At 64.6% G+C, this 19,258-nt stretch carries 19 protein-coding genes; 9 read left to right on the top strand and 10 right to left on the bottom strand.

The features are described from left to right. Position 1: 1 nt before the first annotated feature. Entirely contained in the window at positions 2-1,270 is a 1,269-nt protein-coding gene (locus AC3ZI9_RS13055; protein WP_441379787.1) for an MFS transporter, read from the top strand. 9 nt (positions 1,271-1,279) lie between these two features. Here the strand turns inward: AC3ZI9_RS13055 and AC3ZI9_RS13050 are convergent, their stop codons facing one another. After that, positions 1,280-2,200 carry a phosphatase PAP2 family protein gene (locus tag AC3ZI9_RS13050; protein ID WP_441379763.1) on the bottom strand — a complete coding sequence of 307 codons (921 nt, stop codon included), beginning with the start codon at positions 2,198-2,200 and terminating at the stop codon, positions 1,280-1,282. Between the two features lie 163 nt (positions 2,201-2,363). Here AC3ZI9_RS13050 and AC3ZI9_RS13045 point away from each other — a divergent pair, with 163 nt between their 5' ends. Next, positions 2,364-3,332: an o-succinylbenzoate synthase gene (locus AC3ZI9_RS13045; protein WP_441379786.1), complete on the top strand. Its 969-nt coding sequence runs from the start codon at positions 2,364-2,366 to the stop codon at positions 3,330-3,332. 9 nt (positions 3,333-3,341) lie between these two features. Then, a complete protein-coding gene (gene menD / locus AC3ZI9_RS13040; protein ID WP_441379762.1) occupies positions 3,342-5,231 on the top strand; it encodes a 2-succinyl-5-enolpyruvyl-6-hydroxy-3-cyclohexene-1-carboxylic-acid synthase in 1,890 nt (629 codons plus the stop codon). Between the two features lie 10 nt (positions 5,232-5,241). On the opposite strand, the gene AC3ZI9_RS13035 is transcribed toward menD, so the two are convergent. The 5 genes from AC3ZI9_RS13035 to AC3ZI9_RS13015 form a co-directional block, all read right to left on the bottom strand. Further along, entirely contained in the window at positions 5,242-5,997 is a 756-nt protein-coding gene (locus tag AC3ZI9_RS13035) for an amino acid ABC transporter ATP-binding protein (RefSeq protein WP_441379761.1), read from the bottom strand. A 5-nt stretch (positions 5,998-6,002) separates the two neighbouring features. Continuing rightward, complete coding sequence (locus AC3ZI9_RS13030) at positions 6,003-6,788, bottom strand: amino acid ABC transporter permease (protein WP_087000823.1); 786 nt, start codon at positions 6,786-6,788, stop codon at positions 6,003-6,005. A 75-nt stretch (positions 6,789-6,863) separates the two neighbouring features. Beyond that, positions 6,864-7,454 (bottom strand): transporter substrate-binding domain-containing protein, encoded by a 591-nt coding sequence (locus AC3ZI9_RS13025; protein WP_489923666.1) that lies wholly within the window; start codon positions 7,452-7,454, stop codon positions 6,864-6,866. 43 nt (positions 7,455-7,497) lie between these two features. Then, positions 7,498-7,674 (bottom strand): hypothetical protein, encoded by a 177-nt coding sequence (locus AC3ZI9_RS13020; RefSeq protein WP_489923665.1) that lies wholly within the window; start codon positions 7,672-7,674, stop codon positions 7,498-7,500. Positions 7,675-7,813: 139 nt separating this feature from the next. Further along, complete coding sequence (locus AC3ZI9_RS13015; RefSeq protein WP_441379760.1) at positions 7,814-9,169, bottom strand: isochorismate synthase; 1,356 nt, start codon at positions 9,167-9,169, stop codon at positions 7,814-7,816. Between the two features lie 70 nt (positions 9,170-9,239). Here AC3ZI9_RS13015 and AC3ZI9_RS13010 point away from each other — a divergent pair, with 70 nt between their 5' ends. Genes AC3ZI9_RS13010 through AC3ZI9_RS13000 form a run of 3 tightly spaced genes read left to right on the top strand, consistent with a single transcriptional unit; the run spans position 9,240 to position 12,424 of the window. After that, complete coding sequence (locus tag AC3ZI9_RS13010) at positions 9,240-9,965, top strand: demethylmenaquinone methyltransferase (RefSeq protein ID WP_441379759.1); 726 nt, start codon at positions 9,240-9,242, stop codon at positions 9,963-9,965. A 25-nt stretch (positions 9,966-9,990) separates the two neighbouring features. Then, positions 9,991-11,322, top strand: coding sequence for a geranylgeranyl reductase family protein (locus AC3ZI9_RS13005; RefSeq protein WP_441379758.1), 1,332 nt, complete (start codon positions 9,991-9,993; stop codon positions 11,320-11,322). Between the two features lie 4 nt (positions 11,323-11,326). Beyond that, positions 11,327-12,424: a polyprenyl synthetase family protein gene (locus tag AC3ZI9_RS13000; RefSeq protein WP_087000831.1), complete on the top strand. Its 1,098-nt coding sequence runs from the start codon at positions 11,327-11,329 to the stop codon at positions 12,422-12,424. Positions 12,425-12,456: 32 nt separating this feature from the next. Here AC3ZI9_RS13000 and AC3ZI9_RS12995 read toward each other — a convergent pair whose 3' ends face one another. The 3 genes from AC3ZI9_RS12995 to AC3ZI9_RS12985 all read right to left on the bottom strand — a co-directional run bounded on the left by AC3ZI9_RS12995 (position 12,457) and on the right by AC3ZI9_RS12985 (position 14,814). Next, complete coding sequence (locus tag AC3ZI9_RS12995; protein WP_441379757.1) at positions 12,457-12,843, bottom strand: HIT family protein; 387 nt, start codon at positions 12,841-12,843, stop codon at positions 12,457-12,459. 104 nt (positions 12,844-12,947) lie between these two features. Then, on the bottom strand, positions 12,948-13,382 hold the full coding sequence (locus tag AC3ZI9_RS12990) for a hypothetical protein (RefSeq protein ID WP_087000835.1): 435 nt from the start codon (positions 13,380-13,382) through the stop codon (positions 12,948-12,950). A 25-nt stretch (positions 13,383-13,407) separates the two neighbouring features. After that, positions 13,408-14,814, bottom strand: a complete 1,407-nt coding sequence (locus AC3ZI9_RS12985) for a PucR family transcriptional regulator (protein WP_087000837.1) — start codon at positions 14,812-14,814, stop codon at positions 13,408-13,410. Positions 14,815-14,934: 120 nt separating this feature from the next. Here AC3ZI9_RS12985 and AC3ZI9_RS12980 point away from each other — a divergent pair, with 120 nt between their 5' ends. The 3 genes from AC3ZI9_RS12980 (at position 14,935) to gabT (ending at position 18,206) form a co-directional block, all read left to right on the top strand. After that, a complete protein-coding gene (locus AC3ZI9_RS12980) occupies positions 14,935-16,536 on the top strand; it encodes a sodium-dependent transporter (RefSeq protein WP_441391644.1) in 1,602 nt (533 codons plus the stop codon). Next, the gene (locus AC3ZI9_RS12975; RefSeq protein ID WP_441391646.1) at positions 16,533-16,673 is read left to right on the top strand and encodes a methionine/alanine import family NSS transporter small subunit; all 141 of its coding nucleotides are present in this window, start codon (positions 16,533-16,535) and stop codon (positions 16,671-16,673) included. The genes AC3ZI9_RS12980 and AC3ZI9_RS12975 overlap by 4 nt, the downstream gene beginning before the upstream one ends. 144 nt (positions 16,674-16,817) lie before the next feature. Continuing rightward, complete coding sequence (gabT, locus tag AC3ZI9_RS12970; RefSeq protein WP_441391648.1) at positions 16,818-18,206, top strand: 4-aminobutyrate--2-oxoglutarate transaminase; 1,389 nt, start codon at positions 16,818-16,820, stop codon at positions 18,204-18,206. Positions 18,207-18,233: 27 nt separating this feature from the next. On the opposite strand, the gene rarD is transcribed toward gabT, so the two are convergent. Then, positions 18,234-19,241 carry an EamA family transporter RarD gene (gene rarD / locus AC3ZI9_RS12965; protein ID WP_489923664.1) on the bottom strand — a complete coding sequence of 336 codons (1,008 nt, stop codon included), beginning with the start codon at positions 19,239-19,241 and terminating at the stop codon, positions 18,234-18,236. Positions 19,242-19,258 lie beyond the last annotated feature (17 nt).

The following is a 19,258-nucleotide window of genomic DNA, read 5'->3' as shown; positions in this document are numbered from 1 at the left end:
CATCACCTCGACCTCGCTCCCCGGTGGGGGGACTCCTCTACGGACGCTGATCTTCCGGATCTACGCGCCGTCTCTGCTCTATGCGGTGGGCCAGGGCAGCATCCTGCCGGTCATCGCGCTGAGCGCCCGCGGCCACGGTTCAACGGTTGCCGAAGCAGCATTGGTCATCACACTCATCGGTGTCGGATCGTTGATCACCAACATCCCCGCGTCCCTGCTGATCGCCCGGCTCGGTGAGCGCACCGCCATGATCGGTGCAGCGCTTTGGGCCAGCGCCGGCATGGTGGCCTGCCTGAGCGCAGTCAACCTGGTCCTCTATGCTGCCGGGGTGCTGATGATCGGGATGGCCGGCTCCGTCTTCAACCTCGCCCGGCAGAGCTACCTCACCGATGCGGTGCCGATCACCTACCGGGCCCGAGCCATGTCGGGACTGGGTGGAACCCTGCGTATTGGGCTGTTCATCGGCCCTTTCGTCGGTGCAGCCACCATGCACTTCCTCGGCCTGCAAGGGGCCTACTGGGTCGGGTTGGTGGCCATGGTTGCCGCCGCCGGGGTCTGCATCGGCATCCCTGAACTCCAGATCCCCGACGGGACGGCGCATCAGGGAACCGCCGGAACCGGTGCCCGCCCGGCGCCGGAGGCCGCGACGGTCACCCTGGGGAGGATCCTGGCCGCGCACTGGCGCACCTATGCCACGATCGGGACGGCCATCATGGTGATCTCCGCGGTGCGGGCCACGCGCCAGGCAGTCATCCCGCTCTGGGCCGAGCACCTGGGCATGGACGCCTCTGCCACCTCGCTGATTTATGGCATCTCCGGGGCGGTGGACATGTTGGTGTTCTATCCGGCAGGGGCCATGATGGACCGTTGGGGGCGGACCTGGATTGCCGTGCCCTGCATGGTGGTCATGGGTGTTGCCCTGTCCCTGATGCCATTCACCCATCAGCCCCTGCCCCTGTTGCTGGTGGCGATGTTGTTGGGGCTGGGCAATGGGATCGGTTCGGGTCTGGTCATGACCTTGGGCGCCGATCATTCACCATCGGTGGGTAGGCCGCAGTTCCTGGGCTTCTGGCGGCTGATCTCGGATGTGGGCGTGATGTCCGGGCCCGTCCTCCTGTCGGCGGTGACCGCCGTCGCCAGCCTGGGTGCCGGCGTCTTGGCCGTCGCGGTGCTTTCCTTCGCCGGGGGAGGGCTCTTCGCCTGGCTCATCCCGCGCCAAGCACCACCGGGAAGCCTCGATGCCCGCAGCGCACGGACACCGGGACGGTAGCAACCCGGATCAGGACAGGGGGGCGCGCCCCCGGGTCTGATGGGAAAAAACCCCACATAGCAGCCCGAAAAGGCTGCCCGCTGCACCGATGATCAGTAGTGCCCCCGCGACGAGGAACCAACTGCGCGCCGAGGTCCCCGCCGTCCGGCCCAGATGCGTGACGAACAGATACACCGCCGCCGAGCCAAGGAACCCGAGGATCCCCGGAAACCATAAGAGGGTAGGCCAGATTCCGGAGGAGGACCAGGAGGAATCTGGTCCTTTCCAGCGGTTCCACCCCGGCTGCCTGCGGAGGATGATCAGCCCGGCCAGCAACCCCCAGAAGCCGGCCACCAAATAGGCGGCAACCACGTCGGAGGGCCGATGCCAGCCCAGCGCGAACGTGGAAATACCGGTCACCGCAGCATAGAGTCCGCCACAGGTGGCGATCAGGGGGCGCCACCGGGGGGACGTCACCAGGAAGACAGCGATCAGCGCCGACGTAGCCACCGTGGTGTGTCCCGAAGGGAACGAGTTACCGGTGGCCTCGGAAATACCGAGGTTCGGTCGGACGAGCATGAGGTGCTTGAGCACCTGGGTGCTGCCGACGGCCGCACCGAAGGACAGGGCGGCCACGATTGGTGCCTGCAGGTCGCGCCGCAGGATGGCGGCAGCCAGCAACGCCACCAACGCCACGATGCCGGAGATCAACGGCAGCTGGTTCAAGAATGACAGGGCCGCAGCACGGGCCGTATCGCTGTCCAGGAAGGCCGTCGCACCCCGCAGGGCATCATCGTCGGCCTGCTGTCCCGTGGCGGTGAGCACGAACGCCCAATAAGCCACACTGAACAGTCCGGCGACCAACAGCATCGCCAGAATCCACAACCCAGGATTGCGGGCTGCACGGTGGGGCGGTCCGCCCTGAATGGGGATTTCCCTGGTCTCGTTCATATCGCTCCTAGCATCCCATGAGCCGGGCGGGTTCGGGCGGACCCGCCGCCGATACGATGGTGTGATGGCTACACCGGATAACGCATCGCGCACCCTAGGCGTTCCCGCGCCGGAGTCACGCGAGATCAATGCCACCGGGGGTCTCCCCTCGCTCGAGGAAATCATGGCCTCGGCCCATATCGTGTCGCTGCCGTTGCGGGTGCGTTTCCGGGGAGTGACTCACCGCGAGGTCCTGCTCCTGGACGGGCCTGCCGGGTGGGCAGAATTCTCCCCTTTCCTCGAATACGACGACGCGGAGGCGGCACCGTGGTTGCGCTGCGCCCTCGAAGCCGGGTGGCAAGGATTCCCCGCACCCGTGCGGACCAGCATCCCGGTCAACGCGACCGTCCCCGCGGTTCCGGCCTCAGGTGTCCAAGCGGTGCTGACCTCTTTTGATGCCACGCACACGGTCAAAATCAAAGTCGCCGAACGAGGTCAAAGCCTGGACGACGACGTGGCTCGCGTCGCCGAAGTCCGTCGTTTGCTGCCGGATGCGGCACTCCGGGTTGACGCCAATGCGGGGTGGAGCCACGAACAAGCTCTCGAGGGCCTCGAAGCGCTCGCCGGTTTCGACCTGCAATACGCTGAACAGCCCGTCGCCGGCATCGCCGGGCTGCGTCGTCTGCGCCTGGAGGTCCTGCACCGGGGGCTCGGAGTAAAAATCGCCGCCGACGAATCGGTGCGCAAGGAATCGGATCCACTGGCGGTGGCTCGGGCAGATGCCGCTGATCTGATCATCGTCAAGGCCCAGCCTCTGGGAGGGGTCCGTGCGGCCCTGCGGATCGTGGCCGAAGCAGGTCTGCCCGCCGTCGTCTCCTCGGCGTTGGATTCCTCCGTCGGGATCCGTACCGGGGTGGCCTTGGCAGCAGCTTTACCCGAGCTGCCCCACGCCTGTGGGCTCGGGACGGTGTCCCTATTTGCCGACGATGTCTGCACCAACCGGTATGAAGCCCATGGGGGGTCGCTTCAGGTCCGCGACGTGGTCGCCGATCACGAGCTGCTGCGCCGGCATGCTGCGACTCCTGAACGGCAGCGTTGGTGGAGGGAACGCCTACGGCGCTGTGCCGGGCTTTTGGGGCCCCGCCAGCCATAGGATGGGGTGATGACGTTGTCGGAAAGTCTCCTGACCTCCATGGACGCGGCACGGTTCGCCGTAGGGACCCTCACCGAGGACGGGGTCCGTGAAGTTGTGCTGTGCCCGGGCTCCCGTAGTGCCCCGCTGGCCTATGCGCTGGCTGAGGCCGAGACCCGGGGGGAAGTGCGTGTGCACATCCGCATCGACGAACGGGACGCCGGTTTCACCGCCTTGGGGATGTCGCTGGCCACGAGCCGACCGGTAGCGATCGTGACCACCTCCGGCACCGCGGTGGGGGAGCTGCTCCCTGCAGTGATGGAAGCCAACCACGCGGCGGTGCCCTTGGTGGTCGTTTCCGCCGACCGTCCGGAGGAGTTGCGTGGAACGGGGGCCAACCAGACCACCGACCAGGCCGGCCTGTTCGGGGTGCATGTGCGGTACTGCGTGGACATCCCCGCGGGTCAGGATCCGTCACCGGACGTCAGACGTGCCCTGTTGGCTGGCGAAGGGCTACCCCTTGCAGGTTCCAAAACCGGAGTGCATGCCGTGGACGTCAGCACCCCCAGTCCGGCCTCGAGGGCGCTGCGTCCCGCCGTCCAACTCGCTGCCCGTGGTCCGGTACACATCAACCTCGCTTTCCGGGACCCGCTCATTCCGGACACTGACGAGAGCCGTGAAGTCCTGATGGATGCCCCCGGGCGCGGCACAGTAGCTGTGGGGGACACCGCCGCGGTCGAGGACCTGCCGTCGGGCAAAGTGCTGGAACAGTTCCGGGAGGTGGAGCTCGAGAGTCGCCGCACGGTGGTCATCGCCGGGCATGACGCCACCGCCGTAGCCGAACGATTCGCCAGGGTATTGGGCCTGCCGCTTTTGGCTGAGCCGAGTTCGAACGCCCGTTTCGGTCCCAACGCGATCGGCCCCTATCGGGTACTGATCCCCGAGTTCGAAGCCAGGATTGAACGAGTCGTGGTTTTTGGCAGGCCGACGTTGAATCGTCAGGTGGGACGGCTGCTGGCCCACCGCGAGCTGCCCCCGGCACTCTACGTCCCGGAGCCGGTGGCCTGGTTCGATGCTGGACACCGTGGAGACCGGGTGATCACCGAGTTAGGCGAGCTGGCGGGCTTCGCCGGTCGGGGACCCGCTACCTGGCTCAACGAATGGACCACGGCTGCACAACGGGCCACCACCATCATCGCGGAGGCGACGTCGGCGACGGAGCTGACCGGACTGGATTTGGCGGAATTGGTCTGGAGCGCCGACACCGGACCGTTGGTCCTCGGCTCCTCCAATGCGATCCGCGATGTCGACCTCGCCGGCAACCCCGGCCGTGCCGGTCGTGCCGTCTACGCCAACCGCGGGCTCGCAGGAATCGACGGGACCCTAGCCACCGCCACGGGTATCGCCCTGGGGACACAGCAATACGTCGGGGAACGCACCACGGTCCTCGTAGGGGATGTGACCTTCCTCCACGACGTTGGAGGCCTGTTCATCGGTGCCGGCGAGACGGTGCCGGTGATGGACCTGGTGGTGCTCAATGACGGGGGTGGGGCGATCTTCTCCACGCTCGAACATGGTGCCCTGGCCGAGCAGCCGGCCTATGCGCGGACCGTGGAACGCTATTTCGCCACCCCACACAGCGTGGACCTGCGCGCACTGGCCGCAGCCTACGGCTTGGACTATGTCCGTGTTGAGGATCGCCGGGCTCTGGAAGCCGTCCTGGCTGCCGGTCCGACGGCCGACTCGGAGGTGCGCCGCCGCATCGTCGACGTGAGGATCGACCGGGCCGGAGTGCGCGGACTACACCAGAGCATCATGGCAGCCGTCGCTGAAACGCGGGGCCGTCAGAGCACCGGGGAGGCCAACAGCCCAACGGATAGCGTGGCTCCCGCCAGAGCAGGAGCCACGCTATCGGACTAGTGACGTGGGGTTAGAGGACCTTGGAGAGGAAACCCTTGGTGCGCTCGTGCTGAGGGTTGCCCAACACGTCGTCGGGCTTGCCCTGTTCGACGACGACTCCGCCGTCCATGAACACCACCCGGTCACCGACCTCTCGGGCGAATCCCATCTCGTGGGTCACCACCATCATGGTCATGCCCTCGTCGGCTAGTTGGCGCATGACGGCCAGCACGTCACCCACCAATTCGGGGTCGAGCGCCGAGGTCGGCTCGTCGAAGAGCATCATATCCGGGTCCATCGATAGCGCCCGGGCGATCGCCACGCGCTGTTGCTGGCCACCCGAGAGCTGGTTGGGGAATGCCTTGCCGCGATCTGCGAGCCCGACCTTCTCCAGGTTCCCCTGCGCGACCCGACGGGCTTCGGCCTTTCCGCGCTTCTTGGCCCGGCGCTGGGCCAGAACCAAATTATCCAACACGTTCAGGTGGGGGAAGAGGTTGAACTGCTGGAAGACCATGCCAATCCGCGTACGGACCTTGTTCAGATCCGTCTCCGGGTCGGTGATGTCGATTCCCTCGACCAGGATGGTTCCCTGGGTCGGTTCTTCGAGCCGGTTCACGCAACGCAGCAACGTTGACTTGCCCGAACCGGAGGGGCCGATCACGCAAACCACCTCGCCCTGGCCGACATGGAAGTCGATACCGGTGAGGACCTCGTTGTCACCGAAGCTCTTATGCAGGCCGCGGACCTCGATGGCCGGATGGGCCGCCACTGATTCCTGTGAGTTCATGGGCCTTACCGTCCTCTGTTTTGGTGGCGTTCGAGCTTGGCCACGAGCTGGGTCAGCGGCAGCGTGATGACCAGATACATCAGACCCGCCATGATTAGCGGGGTGGAGTTGCCGTATTGCGACAGCGCATCGCGGGCAAAGGTGGTCAGCTCCCGGTCTGCCAGCGCCATGCCCGCGATGAACAGCAGTGAGGTGTCCTTGATGATGATGACCAATTCGTTGGTCAACGGAGGGGTGATGATGCGGAAGGCCTGAGGAAGCACCACGGAGACCATGGTCCAGCCCGGCGCCATCCCCAAAGAACTGGCCGCCTCACGTTGGCCCGCAGGAACCGCTTGGATGCCGGCACGGATGGTCTCGGCGATGTAGGCGCCGGAGACCAAGATCAAACCGATCAAACCCGCGCTGGCGCTACCTCCCGGTGGATTCCAGCCAAAGGCCAAGGGGACGGCGAACGCCATGCCGAAGATGACCAGGAGGGCCGGCAGCCCGCGGAAGAGTTCGATGTAGGCGGTCGCGATCCACCGGTAGGGGCCAATCGGGGCGAGCTTCATGAGGGCGAGCAGAAGGCCCAGGAACAGTCCACCAACGAAGGCAACGGCCGTGTAGATTACGGTGTTTTTTGCAGCCACGATGATGATCTGGGGGAAAAGCTGTTTGGCGATGTCGACGTCGAGGAAGTTGTATCTGATCTCCTTCCAGTCTGCGATGAATAGCAGCGACACCACGACGAGCAGCAGTATGACGTAGAGGCTGCCACGGAAGAGGCGCCTGCGGGTGGAGGGTTTCAACGATGTTGCCTTCCGGGTGTTGTCAGGGGTTCGCCCCGGGGAGAAACCCCCGGGGCGAACCCGTCTGGGCTACTACTACTTCGTGGAGAAGTACTTGTCGTAGAGCTCGTCGTACTTGCCGTTGTCCCTGAGCTCGGCGAGCTTGGCGTCGAGCTCCTTGAGCAGGGCCTCGCCGCCATCCTTCTTCACGGCGAAACCATACTGCTCGTCCGTCTTGAACTTCGCGACGATCTCGAATTTATCGCCCTGAGTGTGCTCCAGGTTGACCGGGAGGTCCTGCAACACCGCGTCCACACCCTTGGACTGCAAGGCCGGGAAGATCTCGGCGTCCGAGGGATAGGCCTTGATCTTCGCGTCCTTGGGCGCGTTCTCGCGGGTGTACTTCTCGCCCGTGGTGCCCTGTTGGACGCCCACCTTCTTGCCGGCCAGATCATCGATGGACTTGATATCCGAGCCCTTGGGCACCAGCAGCGACTGTTCGGAGTCGTAGTAGCCATCGGTGAAGGCGAGCTTCTTCTCGCGCTCCGGGGTGATCGTCATGGCACTGGCCCCCATATCGCACTGTCCCGAGGCGAGGACGACGCCGGACTGCAGACCGTCGAAGCCGACGTCCTTGATGGCCAGCTTCAGGTCCATGGCTTTGGCGATCTCGCCCACCATGTCCATGTCGAAGCCGGTGTATTCACCGTTTTCCTCATATTCGAAGGGCTTAATAGGGGATGTCCGAGCAGACCGTCAGGGTGCCCGCGGTCACCAGTCCCAGATCATCGCCGCCAGCCGAGGCGGACGTTTCGCTTCCGCCGTCCGAGCCGCCGCAAGCCGTCAATGACATCAAGGCAACGGCCGAAACGGCCAGAGCTTTAGTGAAGCTGGAGTGAATCCGCATGTAAGTGTCCTTCTCGAGTGAACCGACGGACATCCTCGCCGGGATGGCCAGTGTAGCCCGGGGATGGGCTGAATGAGATGTTCATCACAAGCTACAGTGGTGTCGCTCCAGTAAACAAGTTGTTTTGGTGACAAAAAGATTACAAATTGAGCGCTTCACGCATGGGGCGCATTTTCGCCCACGACTCGGCCAACTCGGCGGCCGGATCCGAGGCGGCCACAATGCCACAACCGGCATAGAGGCGCACGCTCGTCGGGGATTCGATGACTCCACCCCGCAAGGCGATGCCGAACTCCCCGTTGCCCATGGCATCGACCCACCCGACAGGCCCTGCGTAAGGGCCGCGGTCCATCTTCTCCAACCGAAGAATGAGGTCAGCGGCCGTCGCCGTCGGTGTGCCGCAAACCGCCGCAGTCGGGTGCAGGACCTCTGCCAGATCCAGGGCCGACGGTGAGGTCCCGTCGTCGTGGACACGCAACTGCGCTTCGACATCTGAGGCCAGATGCCAGACGTTGGGTAGTTCCAGGACAAAGGGCTCCTCGGGGGAGACCATTCCGGTGACCAGCGGTCCCAGCTCCAGCGTCAACGAATCAATGGCCAACCGGTGTTCGTGGCGTTGCTTCTCGTTCCCCGAGAGCATCCGCTCGGCGTACCCGTCGTCACCGGCTGGTGCCGTGGCTCGATCCAGGGTTCCGGCGAGCACCCGGGCCCGTGCGGTGTTCCCGGAGACCTTAACCAGCATCTCGGGGGTTGAACCGATCAGTCCGTCGACCGAATAGGTCCAGCAATCGGCATAGCGAAGGGCCAACTCCCGCAGCACTTGGGAAACGGCCAGCGGAGAGCCCAGTTCGGCCACGGCATCCCGGGCGAGGACGAGTTTGGTGAGTTCTCCGGCAGCAATGGCCCGGACACCGGCACGCACCGACTCCTGGTATTGGTCCTCCGAGACCCGGCCGGGGACCAGCTGGTCATTGCCGGGGCTGAGGTCGCGCTCGATGGAGGCCTCCTCGAGTAGTCCGGCCAGTTCGGCCTCGGCTGTGGCAGCACTGAGTTCGGCCTCGGGGTCGTCGGTGATCAGGGTCAACCAACCGTGATCCCCGGATCGCCCCACCAGCACGCGCGGGATGATCAGCCGTGAAGCATGGGCGCTGGTGCCCGAGAAGGCGATGGAGGAAAAGGCGACCGGCCCGGTTCCCGGCTGGTCGACGTCGTCCTGGACCTCAGCGGCGGTCGAGACGTCGGCCCACCACTGCCGGAGCCTGCGGAAGCGATCCGGCCCGTCGGCGACGAAGCGGACCGCTTCCCCGAAACCGACCAGGCCCTCGCCACGGCGGCCCCAGACGAGGGAATCGTCGCGGACGAGCAGGTCCAACAGCGAGCTTTCCTGCCCGGGGGCGCGGGGGATGGTGATACTGCGCAGCCGGGGCGCGGGTGCGTCCTGCATCTGCGCGCTACCGGTTTCCGGCGCGACGGAGCCGGGAAGATCAATGTTCATGATGGTTCCAGCCTACCCGTGGCCGTGGGGCGCTTTTCGCCCTGACGTCGAATTTTGAGATACTGAGAACATGAGTCGTGCATCGCTGGAAAAACGTCCAGAAGAAGTCCAAGCCATGTTCGATGACGTTGCACCGCGTTATGACTTGGCCAATGACATCCTCTCCTTGGGGCAGGCGCGGCTGTGGCGCAAGGTCGTCGTGGACGCCGTTGGGGCCCAGCCCGGTCAGCGAGTGCTGGATCTGGCGGCAGGAACGGGGACGTCTTCGGAGCCCTACGCCGATGCCGGGATTGAAGTTGTGGCCTGCGACTTCTCGTTGGGCATGCTCGAGGTCGGTAAACGGCGCCGCCCGGATATCGATTTCGTGGCAGGGGACGCGATGAATCTGCCGTTCGCCGATCATAGCTTCGACGCAGTGACCATCAGCTTCGGCCTCCGCAACGTCAGCGATCCCCAGAAGGCGCTGGCCGAGATGCTGCGCGTGACCAAACCGGGCGGGCGCCTGGTGCTGTGCGAGTTCTCCCATCCCACCTTCGCGCCTTTCCGGACCATCTACACCGAATACCTGATGCGGGCGTTGCCGACCGTGGCCCGGAAAGTCACCTCCAACCCCGCCGCCTACGTGTATCTCGCGGAATCGATCCGTGCCTGGCCGAACCAGGAAGGCCTGGCCGGCTGGGTTGCCGAAACCGGGTGGGAAAACTGCAGGTACCGCAATCTCAGCGGCGGCATCGTCGCCGTGCACCGGGCCACCAAACCGGTGGACCCCCAGTCCGCCGCCCGTCCGGCCGGCTAGCCACTTTGTCGACAAAGGAACACTCGTGTCTGTATTGATCGTCGGGGCCGGGCCTGCCGGCTCGACCGCAGCCAGCTATCTGGCCCGTGCCGGCATCGAGGTGACGGTCTTAGAGAAGACCGCCTTCCCCCGGGAGAAGGTCTGCGGGGATGCCCTGACCCCGCGCGCCGTGCGCGAACTCGCCCGTCTCGGAGTCGACCATTCCGAGACGGGCATCTGGCGCCGGAACCAGGGGCTGCGCTTGGTCGCCGGTGGACGTTCACTGGAGATCCCCTGGCCCGAACTCACCGACTTCCCCGACTACGGACTGATCCGTACCCGCGAAGGATTCGACGAAACACTCGCCCGTCACGCTCAGGCCGGTGGCGCCCGGGTGCTGGAACGCCACGGTGTTTCCGACGTGGTCCGGGACGTGACGGGCCGTGTCACCGGCGTCAGCGCGAACATCTTGGACGAGCGGGGTCGCAAAACGGGCCAGACCCGTGAATTCCACGCCGATATCGTCCTGGCCGCCGACGGGAACTCAACACGTACTGCGGTCAGTAGCGGACTGCATAAGCGCGATGACCGTCCGATGGGCGTGGCCTACAGAACGTATTTCACTTCCCCGCGACACGATGACGACTGGATGGAAGGCTGGCTCGAACTACCGGATAAGTCGGGGCGCCCGTTGCCCGGCTATGGCTGGGTCTTTGGGGTCGGCGACGGAACCTCCAACGTCGGATTGGGCATCCTGAACTCCACCCGCGAGTTTGGCAAGATGGACTACCGTCAGGTGCTGCGTGATTGGACGGCAGGGATGCCTGGAGAATGGGGATTCACCGAGGAGAATCAGGTCGGACCCATTCGCGGGGCCGCCCTACCGATGGGGTTCAACCGCACCCCCCACTACACCCCGGGACTGATGCTGCTCGGCGATGCCGGAGGCATGGTCTCGCCCTTCAACGGAGAAGGAATCAGCTATGCGATGGAATCGGCGCGCATGGCCGCCGAACTGGTGATCGATGCCCATTCGGGTCTGCACGGTACGACGCCGGGAGCTCGGGAGGCACTGCTGGCTTCCTACCCCGACATGGTGCGGAACGCCTGGGGCAGCCATTTCACCCTCGGTCGCCTGTTTGCCCGCCTCATTGGCAACCCGAAGATCATGAAGCTGGCGTTGCGCACCGGCATGAGCACCCCGGTGCTGATGCGGTTCGTCGTCAGGATGCTCGCCAATCTCACCGACGAGGGTGGACGCTCTTTTGAGGATAGAGTGATCCATGTGCTGGAACGGCTGGCCCCGCCCACCGAAAACCGGCAGGCTCCCAGGGCACGGCCCGAGAAACGACCCACCCAGATGACAAGCAGGTCCTAGAACCGTGAATGATTCCCCGACCAACTGGACGACCGCCGGACACGGTGTGCCCGAATCCGTTGACCTGTTCGCGGAAACCTCGGCCATCGCCGCCGGCATCAACCTGCCGCCGGGATTCCGAGCCGTCGCCGAGGACGAAGAATTCGGCCCCGCCATTTCCCAGGGCATGGCCAAGGTCGAGAAGGTGCTGCGCGCCGCCGTCGCTAATTCCGATCCGCTCATCGACGCCACGAGCCGTCACCTGGTCGAAGCCGGCGGCAAGCGTGTCCGCCCACTGCTGGTCATCCTGACGTCACTGCTGGGTGAAGGAGTCACGGCTGAGACCATCAAGGCGGCTGCCATCGTCGAACTCACCCATCTGGCCACGCTCTACCATGACGATGTGATGGACTCGGCCTCCTACCGGCGCGGGGCCCCCACCGCCCACGAGGTGTGGGGCAATTCAACGGCCATCCTCACCGGTGACTTGATCTTCGCCCGGGCATCGGTCATCGGCTCCGAACTCGGGCCCCAGGCCGTGGAACTGCAGGCCAAGACGTTCGAGCGGCTCTGCCTGGGGCAATTGCACGAAACGGTCGGTCCCCGTGAGGGGGAGGATCCGGTGGCGCACTACCTCGACGTGATCGGGGATAAGACGGCATCGCTGATTTCCACCTCGGGCGTCTTTGGCGCGCTGTTCGGCGGGGCAGCCGAACATGTGGAGGTCATGCGTGACTATGGCGAGAAGGTGGGGGTGGCCTTCCAGCTGGCCGATGATGTCATTGACGTCACCGGGGCCCAGGTGGCTTCGGGCAAAACCCCCGGAACCGATCTGCGAGAAGGCGTCCCCACCCTTCCGGTGCTGCTCCTGCGTGAAGCCGCAGCTGCGGGGGACAGGTCCGCGACCGAGGTATTGACGCTCGTCGACGGGGATCTGTCCAGTGACGAGGACCTGGCCCGCACCGTGGCGGCACTAGCGGCCCATGACGTCACCCAGAAGTCTTGGGCGGTGGCCCGCCAATGGTCTGCCGACGCCATTGCGGCGCTGGCTCCCTTGCCCGAAGGGCCGGTGAAGTCCTCGCTGGCGGCCTTTGCCGAGGCTGTGGTCTCGCGGGAGAACTAACCGCGCGGGCTGGCTCGCACCGCAGGTGGGGCTCAGCCGAGTTCGGCGAGGGCTGCCGACAACTCGGTGGCCTTGCGGGCCCTGATATCAGCGGGTACCCGATGGCGTAGCTGGCGGTAGAGGTTATCGTCCCAATAGCGCGGAAATACGTGTTGGTGGTAGTGCCAGACATGTTGGTTTCCGGCCGGCTCATTATGTTGACGGGTCGAGGTGCCCTCCGGATTCCACGCCAGTTTCATGGCCAAAGCGAGTTTGCGCGTCATGATCATGATCGCTGCAGCGACGCTATCGTCCAGATCGTAGAGGGACTCCAGATGGGCGGCGGGAATGACCATGGCATGCCCGCCGTAGTCACCGAATCCATCGCAGGCCATGATGACGGCGACGGTCGGGTCGCTGTACACCAGGTCGGTTGGCACACACAGGTTGTCTTCCGACAGCGGTCCTCCGGCCAGTAGCTCGCAGAAGGGGCAGTTGTACCCGGGCGGCTCATGACTTCCATAGGGGTGCGCCGGCACGTGCGCTAGACCTCCAGTTCGGGTTCCAGCTCCTCGAAGACCCACTCGAACATGTCGAGTACGTATTCGCTGAAGGTCCCCTCCTCGCTGTCCCACGATCCATTGGAATTACGACGGCGGTGGACGATCGGATCCGGGATGTCCAACTGGTCGGCGCGGAAACCCCAGACATGTTGTTCATCCTCATCTTCCATGAATAGCAAATAGCCGTCCTCGATCTCCAGCTCATCCGGGTCGAAGAAGAAGTAATAGGCCTCCATGAGGTCATCGCAAGCGCCGACCGCCAAATAAAACTCCTGGAGCACCTGGGGGATCTCGACGCCGGCCTCGGAGAGCTCGTCCCCGAGCTCTTCGGAGGTCAACCCATCCTGTGAAACCCACTGGTCATCAAGATATTTGGGAATCAGGGAACGGAACTTCTCCACGAACATTTCAGCCATGCCTAAATACTATCGGTCCCGGGAGTCAGTAGACGTCGCGGGCCGAAAGCGCCAGCCACAACTGGACCCGGTCCGGGGTGTTCGACGGGTCATAACCACTGAGGTCGGCGATCTGTTGCAGCCGGTACCTGACGGTGTTTCGGTGCAGACCCAGTGCTTCGGCGACCGTGCCGACGCTGCCGTTGAGCTCCAGGAACCGCCGCAGGGTGAGCATCAGATCGGAGCCGTGCGCTGCATCAAAATCAGTCAACGGTTCCAGGGCCTCGGCCGCAAGGGCCTGCAGGGGCACGTCATGGGCTGCCAAGAGGAGCGACGTCAACGAAATTCTTGAGGGGTGGTTGATCCGGGCCCCATGACGGAGCGCCTCGATGGCTTCGAAGTAGCTCCAGCGCAGACCCGTCACCTGGGCGTAGGAACCTCCGTAGGAGACCCTGGCAGGGATGCCGGCACCGGAGAGGTAAGCGGCAAACTCCGTGGCAGCGGCTTCGCCGTCCCCGGCTTCGAGCACCACTGCGAGCCGGTCCTCGACCATGGCCGAGACGCCCTTCTCCCGTCCGGGCGGCAGCGGCAAGGTGGATAAGGCCCGGCTGCGCGGTCTGACAGCTTCAACCAGCAGGATGGTGTGGGCGGCATGGGGAGCGATGCCGATTGCTTGCAGGCGCAGGGCGGCATCCTGGCCCTCGACCGTTCCACGGGTCAGGTCCGTGAGCACCTGCCCGCTGGTGGTCCGGTGGGATTCACGAAGCCGAGCCCGCCCGGCCAGTTCGACACTGATCAACGACTGCGCGTATTCGATGAGCCCCCCGCCAGCCTCCTGTCCTTCCAGGAACAGGGTGCATCGATCTTGCAGCCCAGTGGAAACGGGTATGCTCTGCCAGCCATCGGCAGCCGGGGAGGGGCCGTGGATCCGGGCACCATATTGGGTGAGGGAAACGGGTCGCTGGAGTTGCCGGCCTAGTTCCCGCAGTAGTGGGTGCAGGCCGCCGCCAAGGAGCGCTGAAGCCAGTCGCTGGTGACCCTGCAACAGTCGTTCCATCCGGGCCACGTTTTCGGCGGCCAGCGCTTCGGCCAGGATCCGGGTGATGGCCACGAAGGGTGTCTCATAGGGGACCTCGAAGAGCGGCAGGCCCACCTCCGCCGCACGCCGGATGACCGCCGCAGGAACCTTGGTGTGGGTCAGCCCCGTCCCATAGCCCAGGGCCACCACACCGGCGTGGACGGCATGGTCGACGAAGCCGGTTTGGGAGGCAACGGTCTTCTGCCGGACGCCGGTGGTGAGCAGGACCTCTCCGCCGGCCAGGAACGGTGTGGGGTCCGCCAATTCGGTGACGGCGGCCCAGGAGAGGGGATGGTCTTCGGCGTCGTCGACGCCGGTCAGAGGCCGCAGATTCAGGGTGGGGGAGGACAGCAGTCCGGAAAGCGTCATCGCCATGTCTGCCAGTCTAGTCGGTGATTGTGCATTGGCCTTATGCGTACCGAAATCGTTGGGTGTTATGACGAACGCGACTCGAGGTAATTGTGACGAGGGCAACAGCAGTTTACGGTGTATGACATGACCACTCCATCTCAGGCCGGGGCAGCGACAGCCAAGAGCCATAAACGAGAAACTTTCTCCTCGCGCAAGTTGTTCATCATTTCGGCCATCGGTTCCGCCGTCGGCTTGGGCAATATTTGGCGTTTCCCTTACGTTGCCTACGAAAACGGCGGCGGCGCCTTCCTGATCCCGTATCTGGTGGCCCTGCTGACGGCAGGCATCCCACTGCTCTTCCTGGACTATGCGGTGGGGCATAAATATCGCGGCTCAGCGCCGCTGGCCTACCGGCGCATGCACCGTGCCGCCGAACCGCTGGGCTGGTGGCAGGTGCTGATCTGCTTCGTCATCGCCATCTACTATGCGGTCATCATCGCGTGGGCGGCGATGTACACGATCTTCTCCTTCAACAAGGCCTGGGGCGACGACGCGGACACCTTCTTCTCCAGCGACTTCCTGAAGGTCGCAGAAGTCCCCGGTCTGAGCTTCGACTACGTACCGGGGGTATTGATCCCGCTGTTCATCGTCTGGGCCGTGATCATCGCCATCATGGTCCTGGGTGTCCGGCGGGGCATTTCGAAGGCCAACAGCATCTTCCTGCCGCTGCTCGTCGTCATGTTCGTCATCCTGGTCGTGCAGGCATTGTTCCTGCCCGGGGCCATGGAAGGACTGAACGCCTTCTTCACCCCGAATTGGGGCGCCTTGGCGGACCCCGGAGTCTGGGCCGCAGCCTACGGGCAGATCTTCTTCTCCCTTTCCATCGCCTTCGGCATCATGATCACCTATTCCTCCTACCTCAAACGCAAAACCGACCTGACCGGATCCGGTTCAGTGGTGGCTTTCGCCAACTCCGGTTTCGAACTGCTGGCGGGCATCGGCGTCTTCGCCGTGCTGGGCTTCATGGCGCAGGCCCAGAGCGTGGCGATCGACGATGTCGTCAGCGGCGGCATCGGGCTGGCCTTCGTGGCGTTCCCGACGATCGTCTCGCAGGCACCCTTCGGTTCGGTGCTGGGCGTGTTGTTCTTCGGGGCCCTGGTCTTCGCCGGCATCACGTCGCTGATTTCCATTCTCGAGGTGATCGTCGCGGCCATCCAGGACAAGCTGGCTTGGGGGCGTGTTTCTTCCACACTGGTGGTGACCGTACCCATCGCCTTGATTTCATTGGTGCTCTTCCCCACCACCACGGGGTTGCAGTTGCTGGATACCACCGACGCCTTCGTCAATAGCTTCGGCATCATGGCGGTGGCCTTGGCAGCGGTCATCGTGGTGACTGTCGGGGTGACCAAGCTGCCGGCACTGCACGAGCACCTCAACCGCACGTCCAGCCTCAAAATGGGTGGGCTCTGGCGGATCTTGCTCGGAGGCCTGACGCCGATCGTGCTCGGCTACATCCTGATCTCCGAGCTGCAGGACAAGGCCACGGAACAGTACAGCGGATACCCTGCCTGGTTTAACGGAGTCTTCGGATGGGGGATGGCCGGTTCGCTGATCGTCATCGCCCTCTTGCTGACGCTCGTTCCCTGGAGCAAGAAATCCAAGGCCAATAACGACCCGGAATACGACGTAGTCAAGGCCGACGAGGATGCGTATACGGCCGCGAAAAACAAGGAGACCCAGCCATGACACCCATTGCGATCACCATGCTGATCATTGCCATCGTGACGGTCTGGGGCGGTTTGGCGCTTGCGCTGATCAACCTCTCCCGCCACCCCGAGGAGCCCGAGGACGACCTGCCCGAGAACATCGCACCCGAGCTCTAGCCTCTTCCCTCACCGGCGGTGCTCCTCGTCCCTTTCCAGGGATGGGGAGCACCGCCGTTTGTGTGCTGTGCGGATGCATAACGCATCACGGGTAGCCCTGTGCCAGGCACCCTAGCGTCCGTTGGACGGCTGACCGTAGGCTCAATGCCGAAGCATGGCCCCAACCGCAGTACCCAATGGAAGGAAGCCGCCGTGGAGATCGAATACCGGCTCGAACAAAAGCGCAACATCACCGGGGCGTTCCCCGGCCCCGCCTCCCTGGCCCTGGCCGAACGTCGCGCCGCGACCGTTGCTGCCGGCGTCGCCTCCTCAGTGCCGGTCTATGCCGCGGACGCTGATGGTGGGGTCATCGTTGACGTGGACGGGAACTCCTTCATCGACCTGGGCTCCGGCATTGCGGTGACGACCGTGGGCGCCTCCAACCCGAAGGTCGCTGCCGCCGTCAGCCAGCAGACGGAACGCTTCAACCACACCTGCTTCATGGTCACCCCCTACGAGGGGTACGTGGAATTGGCGGAGAAGCTGGCCGAGCTCACTCCTGGCGAGCACGCCAAGAAGAGTGTGTTCTTCAATTCCGGCGCAGAAGCCGTGGAGAACGCCGTCAAGGTCGCCCGTGTCGCCACGGGACGCACCGCCGTCGTCGCCTTCGACCACGCCTATCACGGCCGCACCAACCTCACCATGGGCCTGACCGCCAAGGCAGCTCCCTATAAGCGCGGATTCGGGCCGTTGGCCTCGGAGATCTACCGGATGCCGATGAGCTACCCCTTCCGTGAGGAAAACCCGAACATCTCCGGCAAGGAAGCCGCCGAACGGGCGATCCTTTCGATGGAAAAGCAGATCGGTGGGGACCAGATCGCCGCCATCATCATCGAGCCCATCCAAGGCGAGGGCGGTTTCATCGTCCCCGCCACGGGATTCCTGCCGCGCATCGCCGAATGGGCGAAGGAACAAGGCATCGTCTTCATCGCTGATGAGGTCCAGTCCGGTTTCTGCCGCACCGGCGACTGGTTCGCGGTGAACCACGAATCCGTGGTCCCCGACATCGTCACCCTGGCCAAGGGCATCGCCGGTGGCCTGCCGCTTTCGGCTGTCACCGGCCGGGCCGAACTCCTCGATGCAGTTCACCCCGGAGGGCTTGGCGGAACCTACGGCGGCAACCCGGTGGCGGTCGCCGCGGGGTTGGCTGCCGTGGAATACATGGCCGAAGCGGACCTCAACGGCCGCGCCCGGGCCATCGAGGAGACCTTCTACACCCGGCTGCGCCCACTGCAGCAGGAAGTGCCTGCCATCGGGGACCTGCGCGGCCGTGGAGCCATGCTGGCCATCGAATTTGTCAAGGTCGGAGGGAAGGAACCCGACGCCGAGGTGACCCGGAAGATCGCCGCTGATTGCCTGGCCGCAGGGGTCATCATCCTGACCTGCGGCACCTACGGCAACGTGGTGCGCCTGTTGCCGCCACTGGTCATTTCCGACGAGTTGTTGGCCGACGCCTTCGATGTTCTGGAAGAAGCCATTCGCCAGCACGCCTGACCGATCAAGGCGACGTTCGGCGCCGGATCAGCCGTTGGCTGGTCCGGCGCCGTCGTGCTTAATCGCGGCGGCAGTTGCTGAGCGGCGCGCCATCCGGGGAGGACCTGGCCGGCGCAGCATGTCGACAGCCACCAGGATGATGGCCACCCAGACGAGGGCGAAACCGGCGAGCCGTACAGGAGGCATGGCCTCTCCGAAGATCGCCACGGCAATGATGAACTGCATCACCGGGTTCAAGAATTGCAGGGTTCCCAAGGTGCTCAACGGCAGTCTGCGGGCCGCGCCGCCAAAGAGCAGCAAGGGTACCGCGGTGACGATGCCGCTCGCCGCCATGAGCCAGAAGTGTCCCGGACCGTTACTGAGCACCGTCGACTCATCCCGGGACATCAGCCATCCCAAGTACACCATGGCAGGAACCGTCAGAAAGGCAGTCTCGACGGTCAGGCTGGTCACGGCCGTGGCGGTGCGCCCCACACGATTCTTCACGAACCCGTACAGACCGAAGGAGAAGGCCAGGGTCAACGCAATCACCGGCACCGAACCGTAGGCGAAGGTCAGCACCAGTACCGCAGCGAGTCCGAAACCCAGGGCCGTCCATTGCAGCCGGGTCAGCCGTTCCTTCAGGAAGACCACTCCCAGGCCGGCGGAGACCAACGGGTTGATGAAGTAGCCCAGTGACGCCTCCACCGCGTGCCCGTTGAGCACGGCAAAAGCGTAGGTCACCCAGTTCGCCGTGATCAGCACCGCGGCGAGCGCGAGCCGTCGCAGGGCCGGGCGGTCGTGCAAAAGCACGCGCAGGTCATTCCAACTGCGGGTGAAGGTGATGAGCAGCAGACAGAAGACCAGACTGAACACGATCCGGTTGGCGACGATCTCCGTGGGGGAGGCGATCGCGATCGTCATGAAGTACAGCGGCATCAGGCCCCACAGCGCGTAAGCGCCAAGCCCCTGGCCCAACCCGGCACGGCTCGGCCGTGTCGTCGTGCCGGTCATCCCCGGGCGTGCAGGGGCTTCGGAGGTACTTTCGTGGGGCATACTCTTGGCAACCCGGG

Source organism: Arthrobacter sp. AOP36-F1-5 (assembly GCF_058137995.1).
The sequence above is the reverse complement of the archived record's forward strand: the minus strand, read 5'-3'. Positions and strand labels throughout refer to the sequence as shown.

Excerpts from the sequence above, each read along its gene's own strand:
- AC3ZI9_RS13050 (WP_441379763.1), bottom strand. The coding sequence starts at position 2,200 with ATGAACGAGACCAGGGAAATCCCCATTCAGGGCGGACCGCCCCACCGT.
- AC3ZI9_RS13045 (WP_441379786.1), top strand. The coding sequence starts at position 2,364 with ATGGCCTCGGCCCATATCGTGTCGCTGCCGTTGCGGGTGCGTTTCCGG.
- menD (WP_441379762.1), top strand. The coding sequence starts at position 3,342 with ATGACGTTGTCGGAAAGTCTCCTGACCTCCATGGACGCGGCACGGTTC.
- AC3ZI9_RS13035 (WP_441379761.1), bottom strand. The coding sequence starts at position 5,997 with ATGAACTCACAGGAATCAGTGGCGGCCCATCCGGCCATCGAGGTCCGC.
- AC3ZI9_RS13025 (WP_489923666.1), bottom strand. The coding sequence starts at position 7,454 with ATGGACATGGTGGGCGAGATCGCCAAAGCCATGGACCTGAAGCTGGCC.
- AC3ZI9_RS13020 (WP_489923665.1), bottom strand. The coding sequence starts at position 7,674 with ATGCGGATTCACTCCAGCTTCACTAAAGCTCTGGCCGTTTCGGCCGTT.
- AC3ZI9_RS13015 (WP_441379760.1), bottom strand. The coding sequence starts at position 9,169 with ATGAACATTGATCTTCCCGGCTCCGTCGCGCCGGAAACCGGTAGCGCG.
- AC3ZI9_RS13010 (WP_441379759.1), top strand. The coding sequence starts at position 9,240 with ATGAGTCGTGCATCGCTGGAAAAACGTCCAGAAGAAGTCCAAGCCATG.
- AC3ZI9_RS12990 (WP_087000835.1), bottom strand. The coding sequence starts at position 13,382 with ATGGCTGAAATGTTCGTGGAGAAGTTCCGTTCCCTGATTCCCAAATAT.
- AC3ZI9_RS12985 (WP_087000837.1), bottom strand. The coding sequence starts at position 14,814 with ATGGCGATGACGCTTTCCGGACTGCTGTCCTCCCCCACCCTGAATCTG.
- AC3ZI9_RS12980 (WP_441391644.1), top strand. The coding sequence starts at position 14,935 with ATGACCACTCCATCTCAGGCCGGGGCAGCGACAGCCAAGAGCCATAAA.
- AC3ZI9_RS12975 (WP_441391646.1), top strand. The coding sequence starts at position 16,533 with ATGACACCCATTGCGATCACCATGCTGATCATTGCCATCGTGACGGTC.
- gabT (WP_441391648.1), top strand. The coding sequence starts at position 16,818 with ATGCCGAAGCATGGCCCCAACCGCAGTACCCAATGGAAGGAAGCCGCC.
- rarD (WP_489923664.1), bottom strand. The coding sequence starts at position 19,241 with ATGCCCCACGAAAGTACCTCCGAAGCCCCTGCACGCCCGGGGATGACC.